The following is a 17,526-nucleotide window of genomic DNA, read 5'->3' as shown; positions in this document are numbered from 1 at the left end:
CGGCGTGACTTCACGCCGTCGCTCTCTCTAATGCCGCGCCCCCGAGGCCACAGTCCGCTCCACCGCGACGCGACCCGCCTGCATGAACACCTCGCGCGTCCGAACGGCCTGCCGGAAACCGGGGTCGTGGGAAACGATTATCATCGATTGGGGCAACGAAAGAAGAATTCGGGTCAGCCGCTCGGTGGTGTGCTCGTCAAGGGCATTGGTCGGTTCGTCAAGGATCAGCACCTCAGGGTCCATGGCGAGTACTGTCGCCAACGAGACAAGCCGGCGCTCCCCACCCGACAGCTTGTAAGTAATGCGGTTTTCAAAGCCCGAAAGCCCCAACTGCTCGAGGACCCGGACGACTATGGCTTGGGCTTCTTCTTGCGACTTACCGATATTGAGCGGACCGAACGCAACGTCTTCGTGCACGGTGGGTGAAAAGAGCTGGTCGTCGGGATCCTGGAACACGTAGCCGGCCCGGCAGCGCACCATGCGGAAGTCTGCCTCGCTCGACGGGATGGTCCCGAACGCCTTAATCGTGCCTTGGGTGGGGCGACGCAAGCCGACAAGCAATTGCAACAGCGTCGACTTGCCCGACCCATTTGGCCCGTTCAGGCAAAGCCGTTCACCCGCGGCAAGCTGCAGGTCCACCCCGCACAGCACTGGCGCATGGCTGCCGGGATAGGAGAAATGAACGTCTTGGAGTTCAAAATGATAGGACATGTGACACCTCCAGCCCGATCAAGGCGCAACACAGGGCGACAACGCCGAACGCAAAGCCCAGATCTCGACGTGGAGAAAATTGCTCCGTGTGAATGAGCGGGAAAGTCCCATTGAACCCCCGGCATCGCATCGCCGCCATGATGCGTTCGGAACGCTCGAGCGCGCGGATCAGCAACATGCCAATGAGGTAGCCGAAGGTCTTCAACGTGTGAACGTTTGTCCCTGCCACGAAACAGCGCGTTCGCATGGCAATACGCAGCCGCCCGTGTTCGGCATGCAGGACTTCGATATAGCGGATGGTGAACAGCAACAGGTGAACGAAGGCATGCGGCACCTTGAGCCGGGCCAGCGCATGTCCAAGTTCGACCGGACCGATCGTGCCCACCAGCGTCAGCATGGCCAGGACGACCGCATTGGCCTTTAGCGTTATGCGCAGGGCCTCCCAAAGGCCCTCCCAGCTTGCGGTCAATCCCATCACATTCAGCAGGGGCGTGCCGGGAATGGTAAAGGGCATGCTGATGATGACGAAGACCATGAAGGTATCGACGGTTGCCACCTGCCGCACGGTTCGGGCCAGCGGCAGGCGGGCCTGGATAAGGGTTGCGAGTGCGACTGCCAGCGCTACGCCCAGTGCGCCAAAGCTGTCGAGGCTGATCACGACGATGGCGAAGCCGCCGACCGCCACGATGCGGAACCGGGGATCGACGCTCAGCAGCTCTCCTGGCTCGGCCGGTGCTGCCCCGCCTGCTTCGAGTACCATGCTCATCGATCGGTATCCCGGCCGCGATGGCGCGGCGCCGCACCGGCAATTCTGTAGCCCAGCCCGAACAAGCCGAACCCGATCACTCCAGCCAGGATGCCAATCGCGGCCACTACGTTGAGAAAATCGTTGCGCGCCTGATAGTCTTCAATCTGGGCCTGCAATCCTGAAATTTCTCGCGCCACCAAGCCGTCGAGAGCAGCGGCCATATCGCTGTCGGGCCCGGTGGCCGCGGAAACGGTCGTCTCGACATTTGTCGTCATGGTGCCGGCGGCATCGGGCACCTCGACACTGGCCTCGGCAACATGGCCGGCACCCGCGTCGAGCCGGAAGGACAGGGTCCCCGACCCATCGGGCGTATAAGAGAAGCTGCCGCTTTGATCCGTTATGACTTCGCTCAAGACCCTGCCGTCGAGGTCCAGAACCTCGATCGTAGCCTCACCCACAAGAACCCCGTCGGAAAAAAATGCTTCACCGGCAATTTCTCCGCCGAAAGGGTAAGCTTCGAGGATAAGGTTATGCGCCATGGCCTCCCAGCTGAAAGTTAGCGCGACAAGCAGGACAGAAAGGCGCAGGAAAACTCTAGCCATGGCGCGCCCTTCCATTCAGGCTCGAAATGGCGGTGAACAGCTCGGGTTTGACTTTGCGTACGAGATAGACCGCTGCGGCGGTCACGGCTCCTTCTATGATCATCACTGGAATATGGACGAGCACGGTAATTTGCGCAGCGGGAATGAACTGCTCGCCGGAAAGCGCCAGCGATAGCGCCACAAGAACCGTGGTCACGACAATGGCACCGGCCCCTGCGGCGGCACCCCACATGGCGGCTATCGACGGTGAACTGGCCATGACCCCTCGGCGGCACACATAGTGCATCAGTACCGCTGCCGCCGCGATGTTGAACGTATTGATCCCAAGAACGGTTATGCCGCCAAATCCGAAAAACACTGCCTGCAATAGGAGTGCCACGGCCAGTGCTGGAAAGGCCGCCCAGCCGAGCACGAGGCCGGCCAGCCCGTTCATTATAAGGTGCACGCTCGACGCCCCGACTGGGAAATGAATCAGAGAGGCAACAAAGAACGTCGCACTGAGAACGCCGGTCGCCGGGATGGTTTCCATGTCGAGCTTGCGCAGGCCGATGGTCAACCCGGCAAGACTGAGAACGCCCCCTGCAATCAGAACCGGACCTGAAAGTGCGCCATCGGCAATATGCATCTGTGAGGTCCTCCCTTACGCGTTCAGCTTGCGCCGCCTTGCCATGACAACAAATCCCAGGCCTGCGAGGCCAACGATATAACCGATCCCGCCCAGGACGACGGGATAGCTCGAATGGGCGGAATAGAGTGCCAGATCCTGACGCATGGGCCGCAGTTGTTCACGAATGACGGCCGCAATCTCTGCTTCCACACCGGCGCTAAGCCGGACCGGAGCTACAACGGTTTGCCCGCTCGTCGGGGGGTGCTGGACGTCGAGGGTTTTAGCGGCAACCGCTGCTTCAGCGACATGACCGGCTCCTGCGTCGAGCCGGAACGTCAGGTCGAGGCTCTCGGTAGGCGTGTAGCTGAAACTGCCGTGAGGGTCAGTCAGTACCTCACCGATCCGTTCTCCGTCGGGGCCGATAATCTCCACAACGCTTTCTCCGACCATGACGCCATCGGAAAAAAAAGCCTCGCCAGCTATGGTTTCGCCAAAGGGGTAGGCTTCGAGGATCAGGTTGTGGGCAAGAGCAGGTCCGGTCATCACCACGAGGGTAAAAAGGGTCGGCCACAGCCTACGCACAAGATGTTTCATCATGATCATCATCGTTATCAGTTCCGTCCTGGCGGACTTTGTGCCGGGTGTTGCCGCAATCATTCAAGATCATGCGCGGTGACCCAGATCACCGCATCCTGGGAGAGTTCCCTGCCTTCAAATTCAACGTCGGGCCCGACGCCAAGTGCGGCAAACCCCCACCATCCGGCCGTGGGGATGCCGAATGTGAAATAGCCATTGGCATCACTCATCAGCGTGATCGTGCCGCCCGCTGCTTCGCTGACCGTGGGTGCGCCCGATGTGTGGGTGGTGACATCGGGTTCTGCCGCGATATACTCGACCTCTATTTCCGCTCCCGCGACCGGCTCACCCTCCGACAAGACACGACCGGTAAACGTCGAGCCGACAAGCGCATTGTAAGGCCGGCTGAGGGGCAGGATCTCGGCCTTGAGGCCAAGAGGTTCCGACCAGTCGGTGGGCAATTGCCCGCGGTTGAAATAGGCTTTGGTGATCTGCTGAATGAAGATGTCTTCGGTCTCTTCATAATAGGGCTGTGGCACGGCGGTGATGATATAGTCTCCGGATGTGCGGAAAGTCATCGGCACCGAATAGGCCTGGCCCGTATTGGCCGCGCTTGTGAATGCGATCTCGGCCAGACGATGGCTCAGGTCGGTGCGTTCTCCCCTGTGAGTGACAAAAAATTCCTCGGGCGCCCCGCCCATGTCCATCACATGGGCACCCCCCAGAGGGTGCCAGAACAAGACATCCACATGGGTTTCGGTCGGACCATCCATGACCGCGAGCGGCGCAAATATGGAAAGGAAATGCGCATTGACCGGTGTGGCCGAAAAAGCGGCTACTCCTGTAACAAGCATTGCGGCAAGCCCTGCTGGCATGATTGTCTTTTGCCCCATTAGATTTTCCCCGAACGTTTACCTTGGTTTCCGGGCACCGATCTCGCAGCGCCTAATTGAGCGAAAACTTGAACTGAGCGTATGAGTTTATCGTGAGGGGTCAAGAGAAAAACAATAGTTATTTCAATAATATAGGGGGGAGGGGTATGTGGATCAGGCCCGCGTTTCCCACGCAGAAAACCCGGACCGAGTTTCGGGTCGGCCCGGTGCTTCGTTCAGGAACCGGGGAGCCGAATTGCTCCCGGTAAGGTCAACGCATGTAAGCGCGCATCACGGCAATAAGGGCCTCCGTATCCTCCTTGGAGTTGACGCCATCGGTCATATGCATTCGGACATGGTCTTCCATGAGCTCGGCGATCAGCCCGCCGAGCGCACCCCTTGCGGAGGCTGCGAGTTGCATCACGCTGGCGCATTCGCGCTCTTCCTCCAACGCGCGTTCCACAGCCTCGATCTGCCCGGCAATTCTGCGGACACGGTTGAGCAACCGCTTCTTGTCGTGCCGCGTGTGTGACATGCCGCTTCCTGATGATCGCGCTCGGCTCCGATTGAAAGCTTATTTTTTGTTGGTTGGGCATGGCCTGCACGATCACAGCGGATTGGTGGCTCGGCGCGATTGGATCGTGCAGAACTTTGTTACGCTATTGCGGGTGCAACGGTTATGTCGGTTCGCTAGCCATCGCTCCCGATATCGACAGCGCAACGGAAGCCGATCATGGGGGAGCGGGCGAGGCCGGCGCCGACGGCGAGAAGTTTTACCGAGCGCTCCGGCGGCAACGGGCCGGATTCCACGTACCAGTCCGAAACCTGGGATAGGCGCGCACAGCCGCCCTTGAGAATGGCAAAGCGCGTGCGCCCGTCGCGGTGCTCGCTTTCGGTCAGGTTCCAGACCAGCGGTTCGGCACGGTTGAGCAGGCCCTGTTGCGCCGCTATCTGCCATTCGTCCTCGGTGGGCAGGCGCAATCGTTTCCATTCCGCATAGGCGCGGGCGTCGTCGAGCTCGATATGGGTGACGGGCTCGCTTTCTGTGCCGGGGCGCGGCGCTCCGTTGTGCCAGTGCGCCAGAAAGCGCTCGGGACGGGCGGGCTGGTAGGCGGTATGGGACAGAAATTGAAAAAATTGGCCGTTGGTGACCTCATCGCGCGCAATGGCAATGCGGTGCGCATAGAGCGGGCGAGTCATTGTCGCGATCTGGTGCAGGCGGGGCGGTAGAGGTTTCCATTCCTCGACGTAAGGCGCTTCGCCATAAAGCGCTGTTTCGCGCAGTCGGTACGTAACCGTCAAATCGCCCTCGGGGATGTCGAGCTCTGTCATGCCGGCCGGTCCGTTCTGGTGCATAACGAAGGGCGCTGGAACACGCTCGGCGACACGGGCAGGAAAATCGTGTGCTGCCGAGGCGATATCGGGGCCGGCGGCAGCGGGAGGCGCGGCGCGGTTGGCGATGCAGGCGATGGCGCCGGCAGGCATGGTGCCACAAAGAGCGATACGGCCGTCCGCCTGCCGCGCGGCTGCAAGTGTCTCGCCGGAGACCAGATCGATCCAGATCCCCTGTTCTTTCTGCTCCGGTTCGATCGACAAGAGGGGGCCAGAGTAATCTTCGCCGCGATTGACGAGGGTCCAGAGACGGCCGGTTTTGGTTTCCCATCGGGAAGCATAAATTTTTGCGTCTTGGCTGGGATGGTCCGCAAGCGGCGTCCAGTTCTCCGAGATGAAGTGATCGGCGTTTTCGAGATAGAGCCGCCGCATATGGGCAAGAATGGCGCGGTCCCGGTCATTCCACCCGACCCACACGCCAAAGACCACCGGCCACACCAGAACGCCGGTACCGTTGAGCCAGGCGGAATGGAGTTCGTCGAGATGCGAGCGGTTCCAGCGGCGAATGTGATGCAATTCGTGGCGGCGCTCGAACCATTTGGCCCGCAACACGCCGGGCACGTTCGAGTCGGCAAACCACTGCGCCCAACTCATCGTCTGATCGGCGATCTGGGCCAAGGGTGCGCGGGATTCGCACTCGATGGGAATCGAAGGGTCGATGGCATCGAGGGCGGCGCGCAGGCGCGAGGAGGCTTCCTTGGAGGAATCGAGGAAGACCGCGTCAAAGCCGCATCGCTCAACGATCGCCGTTACCTTCTCGATCGCTTCGGGTCCCGAGCCCGTCTCCCAGGGGTAATAGGTGAAATAGACCTTGACGCCACGCCGCTGGAAGGCGGCAACGACATCGGGCAGCTCGGGAATGTCTTCAAAGAACGCGAAATGGTCGCGGGCATCGATGCCGAGAACGGGATAGGCGTTCCAGAGCATGACCGCGTCGAAACCACCGAATTCGGCCTCGCCGGAGTCGATATAGGCATCCACGGTGAAACGCCCGGTGGCAAAGTCGTAAAGCCGTTCGTCCCACAGCCAGACCATTTCCACGATACGCGGTCCGGCCTCGGCCATCGTGTTGTAGCGGTGCGGAGTATAGTCGATCCGGCTCCAGGCCTCGTCCCGCCAGCGCGTGATGGCGGCCCGCCAGGCCGGCCAATCGGCCGGGTCGTCGGGTGCGGCAAAAATCTTGGCCTCGTCAAGCACAGAGAGATCGGCGTCAGGGGTGAGCGGCACAACAGCGGGCCTGTCGATGGGGCGCGGGACGTAAGGGGAAAAGCCAGGGCGGGTCATGAGGGCTCGGGAGATACTGGGGCTTTAGGCCCCGGAGCGTTCCAGCTCCGGGGAGCGGATTCAGTTTTCCGTGGGTGCAGACAGACCGTTGGCGAACATGTAGGCGAGGCCCTCGCTAAAACCAGGCCCCCAGACCTCCATGTCGTGTCCGCCATCGACGATGCGCAATTCAGCCGGGCTGGCGGGAACGTCTTCCCACTTTTCGAAATCGGCATCGAAGATGTTTTCGCGGTGGAGAGCCGTATAGAAGGCCACTGCCTGTACCTCCATGTTGTATCTGGTGGCGTCGCCGGGGAGGTCTTCCTTTTCCGAGAGGTGGTTCCAGTCATCGTCACCGGCGACAATGAAGAACGGCACGCGATGATCCTGGGCGGCGTAGGTCTCGATAACCGCCGGATAATTCAGCTCATCCCAGCGCGCGGGATCGTAAGGGTCTCCAAACGAGCCACGGCTGACGGCGCCGGCAGTAGCAGGGGGCTGGGCCTGCTGAAGGGCTGGACTGAGCAGCGTTGCGGCGGCAAAGAGGTCGGGGTAGGCAAGACCATAGCGTGCGGCGCCAAAACCGCCCATGGAAAAGCCAACAAGCGCCCGGCCATCGCGTTCAGGGATGGTGGCAAGAGTTTGATCGATGTGAGGAATCAGATCGTCGATGACGGCGGTTTCAGCGGCGCCGAAGGTCGCCGAATCAACCCAGTAGGAGTTGCCGGTGACCGGTGCGACGGCGATGACCGGTGGCACGGTGCCCTCAAGGATCATGGTGTCGAGGATGGGCCAGAAGTCCTCCCACGCATCCGCCTCTCCGCCGCTGCCGTGCAGCAGATAGAGGACGGGATAGCGTGTATCGCCCGCAGCTTCATAGCCGGCGGGGAGATAGAGGGTATAGCTCAAATCCTCGGTTTGAGGATTGTCGTCATTGGCCAGGGCAGGCGAGGCCATCGTCTCGATGGTGATCTCCTGGGCTATGACCGGCACCATCAATGTGCCGATGAGGACCGGCACAAGGAGTCCCCTTGCAAGATTGGACATGATGAAACGCCTCCTCCGCGTTTGCTGTGGTTCAGGTCTGAGAAAGGATCGAGCGGGCGCGGGCGATGATCGGGGCATCGATCATGCGGCCATCGACCCTGAAGGCTCCGGCTTTGTTCGTTTCCGCAGTGGCGAGGACGCGGTGGGCCCAATCGAGCTCCTCGGATGTGGGAGCAAAAACGGCGTTGAGGATCGGCACTGCCGACGGGTGCACGCAGCTTGCACCATCAAAGCCATGCCGTCGGGCCTCTTTGGCTGCATGCTCGATGGCGGACAGGTCAGCGTAGTCGGCGATGGAGCGGAAAAGGCCGAGGGAGAGTTTTCCATGGGCCTTTGCCGCATAGTGGATCAGGAGCTTGGGCGTGCGCAGCACGTCGGGATCGGGGACGGCGCCTAGAGCTGTCGCAAAGTCTTCGCCGCCGGCTGCAAGGCCGGAGACCGCGGGGTGGGCGGCAATGGCGGCAACGTCGAGAAGCGCCATCGGGTCTTCGATCAGGGCAAAGAGCAGAAGGTTTGGACCATCGGTCGCCAGTGCCTCGATGCGGGCGCGACTGGCCTTGGGCACGTAGAGGCCATCGGCGCCTGCTGCTGCGGTGGCGTCTTCGGTCGCGCTTTCGGTATTGATGCGCACAAACACCTTGGCGCCGGCTTGCCCGGCCGAGCGGATGGAGGTGCCAAGGCTTTTCCGGGCTGCATCGCGATGTTCGGGACGCACGGAATCCTCAAGGTCGAGAATGATCGCATCGGCGCCGCGTTCATGAGCCTTGGCGATGAAGCGCTCATTGTCGGCAGGGACGTAAAGCAGCGAGCGTAATCTCATTGCGAAACGTCCAGTGCGGCGGCAATGCCGTCCGGGGCAAGGCCGATTTCGGCCAGAATGGCCTCGCCATCGGCACCGAGTTCGGGCGCCGGGCGGTAGAACCCGCCGGGCGTCGCCGAAAGGCGCGGCAGGACATTGTGCATGGGCAGGGCGCCAAAGTCGGCGTCTTCGAGATCGACGAACACTTCGCGCTCACGGAAGTGCTTGTCCTCGTAGGCGTCGGCAATGGAATAGATCGGGCCCACCGTTGCCCCGGCGTCGCGCATGATCTGCAGGGCATCCTCGCTGGTGCGGGCCGAAAACCAGCCCCCGATTGCAGCATCGACGAGATCGCGGTGCTTGATGCGGTCCGAATTGGTCGCAAACCTTGGGTCATCGATCATCTCGGGCCGCCCGATGATCGTGAAAATCCGTTCAGCGACGGCCTGTGTCGAGCCTGAAAGGGCGAGATATTTGCCGTCGGCGCAGATATAGACGTTGCGGGGGCACGATGTGTTCGACGCGGACCCGATGCGCTCCTTGACGGTGCCGGTCTTTGCAAAGATAGCGGCTTCCGGGCCGAGTACGGAAAAGATCGGCTCGAGCAGCGAAAGATCGATGACCTGACCCTTGGCCTGCCCCTTTTCCCGCGCCAGCAACGCCGTGGTGACAGCGGATGCGCCATAAACGCCGGCGATCATATCGGCCAGCGCGAGTGGCGGAAGGACCGGTTCGCGGTCGGGAAAGCCGGTGCGATAGGCGTAACCGCTCATCGCTTCAACGATCGTGCCGAAGCCGGGAAGGTGAGCATAGGGCCCAGTCTGTCCATAGCCCGACACCCGCAACACGATCAGCCCGCGATTGCGCGCATGCAGCGCGTCGGGGCCAAGCCCCATCTTTTCGAGCGTACCGGGGCGGTAGTTCTCGATCAGCACATCGGCGCCATCGATAAGCGACCAGAGGGCCGCCATGGCTGCAGGACGGCGAAGATCGAGGGCTATGGAGCGCTTGTTGCGGCCATAGACCTTCCAGAAAAACGATGCGCCGCCGTCCTTCCAGGCGCGCAAGGGGTCGCCGGCGGGCGGTTCGACCTTGATCACCTCGGCGCCGAAATCGCCAAGTTGGAGCGAGGTCATGTTCCCCGCCACCAGCCGTGAGAGGTCAATGACCTTTACGCCCTTGAGCGGACCTTCGGCGTCGGGGGTGAACCTTCGCACCATCAGCGCAGCCTCGCGCCGGACCTGGTGTCAAACAGCAGCGCCTTGCCCGCATCGGGTGCGATAAAGATCGTCTCCCCGGCCGAAAGGATTGCCCGATTGTGCAGCACCACCGAAAGTTCGGTCTGCCCAACGCGCACGACGAGTTCCTGGCTGTCGCCGGTGGGTTCGACCAGAACGATTTCGGCGTTGATGCCGGTATCGGACACGGTGAAATGCTGCGGCCGAATGCCATATGTGACCGGCGTACCTTTTTCGAGTGTCACCGGCCCGGGAAGCGGCATGCGGGTGCCGTCGGTCATCTCGACTTCGGCAGCGTCGGAGCCAAGAGTTTTGGCGGCGAGCAAATTGATCTCGGGCGATCCAATGAAACCGGCAACAAAGGCGTTGGCCGGGTCCTGATACACCTCGAGCGGCGTGCCCAGTTGGGCGATATTGCCATCGTGCAGGACGACGATGCGGTCGGCCAGCGTCATAGCCTCGGTCTGGTCGTGGGTGACATAGATCATCGTCTTGCCCAGCCGCTGGTGCAGTTTCTTGATCTCCGAGCGCATCTTGACGCGCAGCTTGGCATCGAGATTGGAAAGCGGTTCATCGAACAGGAAGGCGGTGGGATTGCGCACGATGGCGCGGCCCATGGCAACACGCTGGCGCTGCCCGCCCGAAAGCTCGCGCGGCAGGCGGTCGAGGAGGTTTTCGAGGCCCAGAATGTCGGCGGCGATCTTCACCCGTTCCTCGATTTCGGCTTTGGGCTGGCCAGCCAGCTTGAGCGCGAAACTCATATTGTCGGCGACCTTCATGTGCGGATAAAGCGCGTAGGACTGAAACACCATGGCGAGGTCGCGCTGCTTGGCCGGCATGGTGTTGACCACCTTGCCGCCGATTTCCACATCGCCGCCCGTTATGTCTTCGAGCCCGGCGATCATACGCAGCAATGTCGATTTTCCGCACCCCGATGGGCCAACCAGAACGACAAATTCACCTTGCGCGATGTCGATGGAGATGTCGTTGAGCACGGGCACCTGACCGTAGCGCTTGTGGACATTCCTGAGCGTGATCTGGGACATCGAAATCCTCCCTGTCGGCCTCTATTGCTCGACGATTTCAAACTTGGAGACCGCAAGCCGGCCTGGACCGCCCAGCCGGACGCCGGCCTGCCCGTAAGCGAAACGGTCATCGCTTGCTGTCAGAAGCTTCTCGCCATCGACGCTGACGGCAATGGAGGTCTCCTTGACGTCGACTGCGAGACGATAGGTGCGGCCAAATTCGACGGCGAAATCGGTCTCGGCCAGGACGCTCTTGCCGAAGTCTTCGCGGATAATCCGGAGCTTGCCGTCCTCAAATCCGGCGGCGTAGAAACGCGACGTGCCCTGGGCCCGAAAACTCACAAGATGCGAGGCGCCCGACTGTGGGGTGATCTCGGCGCTGACGACGGCATCACGCGTATAAAGGTGACCCGTCCACAGATCGGCATCGGTATCGGTGAGACCGGTGATGGTTGCGCCGTCCTTCTTCCAATAGCCCCGGTTCCAGGTAAATCGGGTGATGGCATCCCACTCCTCGACCTCTTTTGCCGGATCGATGCGGGTTGTGCCTTTGCCGGTGACGCGGAAATTGGCGAGATGGAGCTTGCCCAGAAATTTGAGCCGGCCGAAATATTCGATGTCGAGACCGATTTCGTCGATGGCTTCGCCATCGGCGTCGGGCACTGTAAATTCGATATGGGTCCAGGACCCTGCAGCCGGCTGCTGGTAAGCCCCGGTTTCGACGATCGTCTTGCTCATCGTGGCACGGACATAGGGCGCGATGCGCAAATGGCCATCGCCTTCCCATGGCTCCATGAAGATATCGAACGATACGGTCTGTCCGCTGGCAACCAGCGGCGAGAACATCGGGCGGTAGCGCTCATCGTCGAAATCGGCGCGCCGGTAGAACGGTTTCCAGAACACCTTGCCTGACTGCCCACGCTCGAAACGGTCGATGAGGATTTCCAGAGCGCCAACTCCTGCTCCATTGTCCTTGTCGGTCCAGCTCAGTTCGAGCTGGTTGGTGCCCGAAGTCTTGAACCCATGTGTGGAGCCGGGCAGCGAAAAGTCGAAATGGATGCCGCGATCGTCCATCGCCTCTGCCCAGCCTTCGGGCACATTCTTGCCGTCCAGTTGCAGGGCGAGCGTCGCCAGTTCGCGGGCGAAATTGGGGATATCGACGATGTTGAGCGCGCCGGTGACGCCCGAGGTCACGACCATATCGTTGATGGGCTTACGGTATTTGTCCCAGCCCGGCTGGACACCCTCGAAGGTGCCGATGACCGCCCCGGCATTGCCGGCGTTGCAGTCAGTGTCCCAACCGCACATTGTGGCGATCTCGACGGTGCGGCAGAGTTCGCCCTTGCCGTAGATCATGGCGAGCGCCAGAACACCGGCATTTGGAATGATGTGGCAGACACCCGGATAGCGGTCATAGCCCCAGTCGCGGGTCAAAAGATCGCGGCAGGCGCGCCAGTCATCGGGGTCATTTTGATGCTGGCCGAGCACGGCCCTGACGACCGCGGCATAGGTTGAATCCGAAGGGATGACCGAAAGGCCGATTTCGAACAATTGCTCGACCGACTTTGCGGTGAACGCTGCAGCGATCATCGCCGCGCAGAACCGGGCGCCGTTGAGCCCTTCTCCATCATGGGCGACCGAAGCGGCGCTGGCCGACATCTCGGCGGCGCGTTCAGGGTTGCCTGCGTTCACCCAGCCCCAGCTGTCGATAAAGATCTGCCCACCGATCTGTTCGGCAATTGCAGAGCCATTCTGGGCTATCGAACCCGATTGCGGCGCTTCGATGCCGGCACGCAAATTGAGGTACGCGGTGTGCTCGGTCGAACGGCCATAGCCGCCCCACCAATACATGCCGTGGCCCTCCGCGGCATAGTTGAGCCAGGTCTTGGCAACTTCGTGCGGTGTGGGCACAAGCTGGTAGTCGCGCATGGCGCGGATGAAATAGACGGGACCGTTCGTGTCGTCATCTGCCGCAAACGTCTTGAAATCGCGCAGATAGCCGGTGATCTCGCCATAGGTGTCGCGGATCCGCTCATAGCTCCAGATGGTCGGCTCGACCGGCGCGCCAAGGCGCACGCCAATGGCCTTGCCCAGAAAGCCCGAATAGATGCGGTGGACGAGATCGGAGGAGGAAAGCATTCAAATTCCTGTTTGAAAAAGGGGTATCAGTTCTGCGCCGCGCTGACGGGCGCTTCAAGGATGGCTGCACGCTGAGCAGCGAGCGTTTCCAGACGCTTCTGGTCGACGCTCATTATGGTGCTGCACGTTGCGGCAAAGCGGGCGGCTTCGCCGGCAAGGTCCAGCCTGTTGATCGTGTCGATCTGGTCGGCTTCACCGGCATCGATGACGGCTTCCCCGTGCATCGCGCCAAGGATCGCTCCGGCCATCACCCCGATGGAATCGGTATCGCGACCCGAATTGACGCCGTCTTCGACGGCCCGGCGGAAATCGCCATCGGCGACAAGCGCAAAGCCCAGGGCCAGGGGCAACTCCTCGATCGAGAAGAACCGGGAGGGCTGATAATTCTGGGTCGGTCGGCCAGCCTTTGCAGCGGTGTGGTCCAGATCGTCGCCGAGCGGCGAAAAAGGCAGGATGGCCTGATGAAACGCCTGTACCACCTCGGCATGACCGGCTCCCCTGATGCGCAAATCCCTGGCGGTTTCGGCAATCGCGCCGATGGCTGCACGGGTGCCGTCCTTGGCGAGGCCATAGGCGGTATCGACCACGGCATCGATGCTTGTCCCAGGAACGAAGGCGGCAGCGACGGCGGCGGCCAGAACGCCGGCAGCTTCCAGCCCATAGCTTTGCTGATGGCCCGAGGCGAACGCGATAGCCTCGTCATAGGCGGCGCGCGGATCACACGCGTTCACGACGCCGATCGGCGCAATGTACATCGCTGCACCACAATTGACCATGTTGCCGATCCCGCCCTGGCGCGGATCGCAGCCGGAGAGTTGGTGGCGTTGGAAAATCCATTTCTCGGGATAGAACAGGCGCTCGAGCAGTGGACATTCGCGCTGGAGCTCTGGAACGTAGCGTTTGACCCAGGCGATCTGGCGCACCATCCCGTCGGCCATGTCCCAGGCGTCGATATGGCGGCCGGTTTCATTATAGACGGCCATGAGCGAGAGGGTCATGAGCGTATCGTCGGTGACGATGCCATTGCCGCGCACGCGTCCATTGCCGGCGGCCGGGTCGCGGCTGGTGCGGTGCCATTGGTTGTCCAGAGAATTGACCCGCCCATACATGGACTGGATTTCCGCCGGAGTGAGCTTTTCGACGGGCGCCCCGATGGCGTCGCCGAAGGCGACGCCATGGAGCAGTCCGCGGACCCGGCTTTTGAAAGCCGGGCCCGTGTTCTGCAGTGTGGTCATGGAAGAACGGTCCTTGCGTGATCGGTCATCGCCTGCCCTCCGGCGGCGTACCATCCCTCGACATACTGGTCCCACTGGTCCATCGACCATTCACCAGAAACGAAGCGGAACACCGAGGTGCGATAATATTGTTCGGCCGCATCAACACTCGGTGCGAGGTCCGCGGGCCAGACAAAGGCGTTGTCGGCGACAAAATATTCGGCGCCTTGCTCAAGCGAACCCTGAGCCACGTCCGACAGCAAGGGGACGGGCGGCGTCCAATAGTCAGGGTTTGCCGTCCAGAAGCGCGGATACCAGCCGCCCATGGCGGGCAGCACTTCGAAACTATCGCCGTTGCGGGTGTAATGCTCACCCTCGACACCCATGCGGTCGATGAACTGGCCTTCGGGACTGGCGAGGAAATCGAGAACCGCGAAAGCGGCTTCCTTGTTCTCGCTCATGGCGTGGATGGCGTAACCACGGTCTTCCTTGGCCACGTTGACCGCTTCAAGCCCGTCGGGAGGATCGAGCAGGGCGAGATCGGCGCCCGGATTGGCCTCGGCCATCTTGGTTTTGTAGATTTCGACCACCGGACCGGCGGTGCCCATGATCACGGCAACGCGGCCCGAATAGAATTTGTCTTCCTTCACTTCCCAGTTCGAGGTGACATATTCGGGATCGAGAATGCCTTCGGCATAGAGCATCTGGTAGTAGGCCAGCTTGTCGCGCTCTGCATCCGACACGCGCGAATGGATCCACTCGCCGTTTTCGTCTTCGAGCCAGGTCGCCGATACACCGAACGACTGGTTGAAAATGGCATCGAGTTCGGCGGTGTTGTCCGGCGCCAGAATGCCGTACGTGTCCTGCTCGCCATTGCCGTCGAAATCTGACTGGGACATCTCGGTGAGGAACGCGGTCCATTCATCGAGATTTGTCGGTGCGTCGAGCCCGCTCTGTTCGAGCCAGTCAGAGCGCATCACTGCCGATTTTGTCCGCGCCGGGAAGATGTAGAGAAGGTAGGGGTAGTTCTCCATGCGCGCTTCATTGTGCGGCCACATGGCGTTCTGGATGTGCTCCGACTGCTCTATCCACGGACCCAGATCCTCCAATATGCCTTGATTGGCAAATTCGGCATCGGCCCCCTGGAAGTAGATGATGTCGGGGATTTCACCCGATAGAAGGCGCAGGCTGAGCGCGTCGGCATAGCCCGAACTGGGCAGCCCGACCAGTTCGATATTAACCGGTGTTCCGGCGTCGGCCATGCCCGCCTCGATACGCTCGAAAAGCTCGGCATCGCCTGGGTTGTCGTGCGCGATGATGGTTACGGTCGGGGTGTCCTGCGCGAGAACGCCGCCTCCCAAACTCAGCGTGGCCGCCACGGCAGCGACCGTGGTCATAAGGTGTCTTGCAAGCATCTGGTCCTCCTCCTTGTTGGAATTTTGCTTGTGTTATCCCTTCAGGGCACCGCTCATGGTGCCCTTCGTGAAGAATTTCAGGATCAGCGGATAGACCGCCAGAATGGGCAGGATGGTCAGCATGATCATGCCGGCATTGAGGGCCCGCGTGCTGATCTGGGCCGCGCCCTGATAGTTCGACATGGCCGCAAGCCCCACCATCGAGGACTTGTCGCCGTCGAGAACGAACTTGCGCAAAACGACCTGCAGCGGATGCATGCTGGAATCGTTGAGATAGATCATCGGGCGCAGGAACTCGTTCCAGTGATAGACGAGATAGAACAGCGTAATGGTGGCCAGCGCCGGCATGGTCAGCGGCAGCACCACTTTCCACAGCGTCTGGAAGGCATTGGCGCCATCGAGTTCTGCCGCCTCGAGCAACTCGCCGGGCACTTCCTCAAAGAACCGGATCAGGATGATCAGATACCAGGCGTTGACGAGCTTATAGAGAATGACGGCCCAATAGGTGTTGAGCAGGCCCAACTCGCGCACCACGAAATAGTCGGGGATCAGGCCGGGTTCGAAGACGATGGTGGCCAGCACGAAAACGAACAGGATGCGGCGCCCCGGCAACCGTGGGCGCGACAGTGCCCACGCCATCAGCGCCGTAAAGGTCACGTTGAGGATCGTGCCGGTGATCGTGATGAACAGCGAATTGAGCAAGCCCCGCTGGACTTCGGGATTGGCGATCAGCAGCGTCCAGACATCGAGCGAAAATCCCCTCGGGACAACGGCGAGGCCACTCATTCCGGGCACCTGTGCGGAGTCCGAAAATGAGATGGCGAGCAGATTGAGGATCGGCTGGACCGTCACGACCACCATGAGCAAAAGGCTCGATACGATGATCGTTTGTTCGAGACGCTCGAAACGGGTGGAATTGGCGTTGGCCATTACCACACTCCCTTGCCGGTCAGGCGCTTGGAAATGGTGTGCGCGGCAACGATCAGCACCATGCCGATGACCCCCTTGAACAGGCCCGCCGCTGTCGCCAGCGAGAACTGACCCGACTGCAGGCCGATCCGATAGACATAAGTGTCGATGATATCGATCTGGTCGCGGATGGCGTCGTTGGAGAGGTTGAAGACCTGGTCAAACCCCGCATTCATGAACAGGCCGACATTGAGGATGAACAGGGTCGCGATGGTCGGGGTGATGCCGGGCAGGGTGACGTGCACGATCTTTTGCCAGCGATTGGCCCCGTCCATTTCCGCAGCATCATAAAGCTGGGGGTCGATGGCCATGATCGCAGCGAAATAGAGCAGCGAATCCCAGCCCGCCGTGCGCCACATTTCGGAAAACACGATGACCCAGCGAATGGAGCCGGACTCGGTCATGAACGACCGCGGCGCAAAGCCGAGTGCCTGCCCGATATCGTTGACGACACCGCTCGACGGCGAGAGCGCTGCGATGAAGATGCCGGCGATCACCACCCATGACAGAAAGTGGGGCAGATAGATCGCCGACTGAATGAAACGGCGCAAATTGGTGCTGCGCACCTCGTTGATGAACAGCGCAATGAAGATGGGCACGGGGAAGACGAAAACCATCTTCATGGCCGAGATGATCAGCGTGTTGGCGAGAACCTGAAAAAAGGCCGGAGAGTCGAACAATGTGTCGAAGTGTTTGAAGCCCACGAACAGGTTGTCGCCGAAAATCCGGAAATCCTCGAAGGCGAGCTTGGCCTGGTAGATGGGGAAATAGTGAAACACCAGAAAATAGACGATGCCCGGAGCCATCATAGCGTAGTAGGGCCACCAGGCCTGGAGCTTGAAGCCCAACGCAGCTCGCCGTGAAACACGTTTTGCGCTTTTGGGAACGTTCCCAAAATTAGAAACTGTT

At 60.9% G+C, this 17,526-nt stretch carries 17 protein-coding genes; all 17 read right to left on the bottom strand.

Features of this window, described 5'->3' with window-relative positions; all coding sequences use genetic code 11:
* Positions 1-27: 27 nt before the first annotated feature.
* Entirely contained in the window at positions 28-711 is a 684-nt protein-coding gene (locus V6617_RS15785) for an ABC transporter ATP-binding protein (protein ID WP_338607876.1), read from the bottom strand.
* A complete protein-coding gene (gene cbiQ, locus V6617_RS15780) occupies positions 695-1,477 on the bottom strand; it encodes a cobalt ECF transporter T component CbiQ (RefSeq protein WP_338607875.1) in 783 nt (260 codons plus the stop codon). Before cbiQ ends, V6617_RS15785 begins: the two co-directional genes overlap by 17 nt.
* Positions 1,474-2,061 (bottom strand): hypothetical protein, encoded by a 588-nt coding sequence (locus tag V6617_RS15775; protein ID WP_338607874.1) that lies wholly within the window; start codon positions 2,059-2,061, stop codon positions 1,474-1,476. The genes cbiQ and V6617_RS15775 overlap by 4 nt, the downstream gene beginning before the upstream one ends.
* Positions 2,054-2,686, bottom strand: coding sequence for a cobalt transporter CbiM (gene cbiM, locus V6617_RS15770; protein ID WP_338607873.1), 633 nt, complete (start codon positions 2,684-2,686; stop codon positions 2,054-2,056). The genes V6617_RS15775 and cbiM overlap by 8 nt, the downstream gene beginning before the upstream one ends.
* A gap of 15 nt (positions 2,687-2,701) precedes the next feature.
* Positions 2,702-3,265, bottom strand: coding sequence for a hypothetical protein (locus V6617_RS15765; RefSeq protein ID WP_338607872.1), 564 nt, complete (start codon positions 3,263-3,265; stop codon positions 2,702-2,704).
* A gap of 56 nt (positions 3,266-3,321) precedes the next feature.
* Positions 3,322-4,137 (bottom strand): DUF4198 domain-containing protein, encoded by an 816-nt coding sequence (locus tag V6617_RS15760; RefSeq protein ID WP_338607871.1) that lies wholly within the window; start codon positions 4,135-4,137, stop codon positions 3,322-3,324.
* Between the two features lie 250 nt (positions 4,138-4,387).
* Positions 4,388-4,651 (bottom strand): metal/formaldehyde-sensitive transcriptional repressor, encoded by a 264-nt coding sequence (locus V6617_RS15755; protein WP_338607870.1) that lies wholly within the window; start codon positions 4,649-4,651, stop codon positions 4,388-4,390.
* Between the two features lie 155 nt (positions 4,652-4,806).
* Positions 4,807-6,792: an SUMF1/EgtB/PvdO family nonheme iron enzyme gene (locus tag V6617_RS15750; protein ID WP_338607869.1), complete on the bottom strand. Its 1,986-nt coding sequence runs from the start codon at positions 6,790-6,792 to the stop codon at positions 4,807-4,809.
* A gap of 60 nt (positions 6,793-6,852) precedes the next feature.
* On the bottom strand, positions 6,853-7,818 hold the full coding sequence (locus tag V6617_RS15745; RefSeq protein WP_338607868.1) for an alpha/beta hydrolase: 966 nt from the start codon (positions 7,816-7,818) through the stop codon (positions 6,853-6,855).
* 31 nt (positions 7,819-7,849) lie between these two features.
* Positions 7,850-8,638 (bottom strand): CoA ester lyase, encoded by a 789-nt coding sequence (locus tag V6617_RS15740; protein ID WP_338607867.1) that lies wholly within the window; start codon positions 8,636-8,638, stop codon positions 7,850-7,852.
* The gene (locus tag V6617_RS15735; RefSeq protein ID WP_338607866.1) at positions 8,635-9,837 is read right to left on the bottom strand and encodes a CoA transferase; all 1,203 of its coding nucleotides are present in this window, start codon (positions 9,835-9,837) and stop codon (positions 8,635-8,637) included. The genes V6617_RS15740 and V6617_RS15735 overlap by 4 nt, the downstream gene beginning before the upstream one ends.
* Positions 9,837-10,901: a sn-glycerol-3-phosphate ABC transporter ATP-binding protein UgpC gene (locus V6617_RS15730; protein WP_338607865.1), complete on the bottom strand. Its 1,065-nt coding sequence runs from the start codon at positions 10,899-10,901 to the stop codon at positions 9,837-9,839. Before V6617_RS15730 ends, V6617_RS15735 begins: the two co-directional genes overlap by 1 nt.
* 21 nt (positions 10,902-10,922) lie before the next feature.
* Entirely contained in the window at positions 10,923-13,019 is a 2,097-nt protein-coding gene (locus V6617_RS15725; protein ID WP_338607864.1) for an ADP-ribosylglycohydrolase family protein, read from the bottom strand.
* A 26-nt stretch (positions 13,020-13,045) separates the two neighbouring features.
* Entirely contained in the window at positions 13,046-14,254 is a 1,209-nt protein-coding gene (locus tag V6617_RS15720; protein ID WP_338607863.1) for an ADP-ribosylglycohydrolase family protein, read from the bottom strand.
* A complete protein-coding gene (locus V6617_RS15715; RefSeq protein ID WP_338607862.1) occupies positions 14,251-15,648 on the bottom strand; it encodes an extracellular solute-binding protein in 1,398 nt (465 codons plus the stop codon). The genes V6617_RS15720 and V6617_RS15715 overlap by 4 nt, the downstream gene beginning before the upstream one ends.
* 33 nt (positions 15,649-15,681) lie before the next feature.
* Positions 15,682-16,578, bottom strand: coding sequence for a carbohydrate ABC transporter permease (locus tag V6617_RS15710; RefSeq protein ID WP_338607861.1), 897 nt, complete (start codon positions 16,576-16,578; stop codon positions 15,682-15,684).
* Complete coding sequence (locus V6617_RS15705) at positions 16,578-17,465, bottom strand: ABC transporter permease (protein WP_338607860.1); 888 nt, start codon at positions 17,463-17,465, stop codon at positions 16,578-16,580. Before V6617_RS15705 ends, V6617_RS15710 begins: the two co-directional genes overlap by 1 nt.
* Positions 17,466-17,526: the final 61 nt, after the last annotated feature.

Origin of the sequence: Pelagibacterium nitratireducens (assembly GCF_037044555.1) — a bacterium.
In the GTDB taxonomy this organism is placed as follows: Bacteria; Pseudomonadota; Alphaproteobacteria; order Rhizobiales; family Devosiaceae; genus Pelagibacterium; species Pelagibacterium nitratireducens.
Note: the sequence above shows the minus strand (reverse complement) of the source record. Positions and strands in the feature narration are given on the sequence as shown.

What these genes read in the sequence shown, in the direction of transcription:
- V6617_RS15735 (WP_338607866.1), bottom strand. Translation starts at nt 9,837, where the DNA reads ATGGTGCGAAGGTTCACCCCCGACGCCGAAGGTCCGCTCAAGGGCGTA.
- V6617_RS15765 (WP_338607872.1), bottom strand. Translation starts at nt 3,265, where the DNA reads ATGATGAAACATCTTGTGCGTAGGCTGTGGCCGACCCTTTTTACCCTC.
- cbiM (WP_338607873.1), bottom strand. Translation starts at nt 2,686, where the DNA reads ATGCATATTGCCGATGGCGCACTTTCAGGTCCGGTTCTGATTGCAGGG.
- V6617_RS15725 (WP_338607864.1), bottom strand. Translation starts at nt 13,019, where the DNA reads ATGCTTTCCTCCTCCGATCTCGTCCACCGCATCTATTCGGGCTTTCTG.
- V6617_RS15775 (WP_338607874.1), bottom strand. Translation starts at nt 2,061, where the DNA reads ATGGCTAGAGTTTTCCTGCGCCTTTCTGTCCTGCTTGTCGCGCTAACT.
- V6617_RS15730 (WP_338607865.1), bottom strand. Translation starts at nt 10,901, where the DNA reads ATGTCCCAGATCACGCTCAGGAATGTCCACAAGCGCTACGGTCAGGTG.
- cbiQ (WP_338607875.1), bottom strand. Translation starts at nt 1,477, where the DNA reads ATGAGCATGGTACTCGAAGCAGGCGGGGCAGCACCGGCCGAGCCAGGA.
- V6617_RS15760 (WP_338607871.1), bottom strand. Translation starts at nt 4,137, where the DNA reads ATGGGGCAAAAGACAATCATGCCAGCAGGGCTTGCCGCAATGCTTGTT.
- V6617_RS15740 (WP_338607867.1), bottom strand. Translation starts at nt 8,638, where the DNA reads ATGAGATTACGCTCGCTGCTTTACGTCCCTGCCGACAATGAGCGCTTC.
- V6617_RS15755 (WP_338607870.1), bottom strand. Translation starts at nt 4,651, where the DNA reads ATGTCACACACGCGGCACGACAAGAAGCGGTTGCTCAACCGTGTCCGC.
- V6617_RS15745 (WP_338607868.1), bottom strand. Translation starts at nt 7,818, where the DNA reads ATGTCCAATCTTGCAAGGGGACTCCTTGTGCCGGTCCTCATCGGCACA.
- V6617_RS15785 (WP_338607876.1), bottom strand. Translation starts at nt 711, where the DNA reads ATGTCCTATCATTTTGAACTCCAAGACGTTCATTTCTCCTATCCCGGC.
- V6617_RS15710 (WP_338607861.1), bottom strand. Translation starts at nt 16,578, where the DNA reads ATGGCCAACGCCAATTCCACCCGTTTCGAGCGTCTCGAACAAACGATC.
- V6617_RS15715 (WP_338607862.1), bottom strand. Translation starts at nt 15,648, where the DNA reads ATGCTTGCAAGACACCTTATGACCACGGTCGCTGCCGTGGCGGCCACG.
- V6617_RS15720 (WP_338607863.1), bottom strand. Translation starts at nt 14,254, where the DNA reads ATGACCACACTGCAGAACACGGGCCCGGCTTTCAAAAGCCGGGTCCGC.
- V6617_RS15750 (WP_338607869.1), bottom strand. Translation starts at nt 6,792, where the DNA reads ATGACCCGCCCTGGCTTTTCCCCTTACGTCCCGCGCCCCATCGACAGG.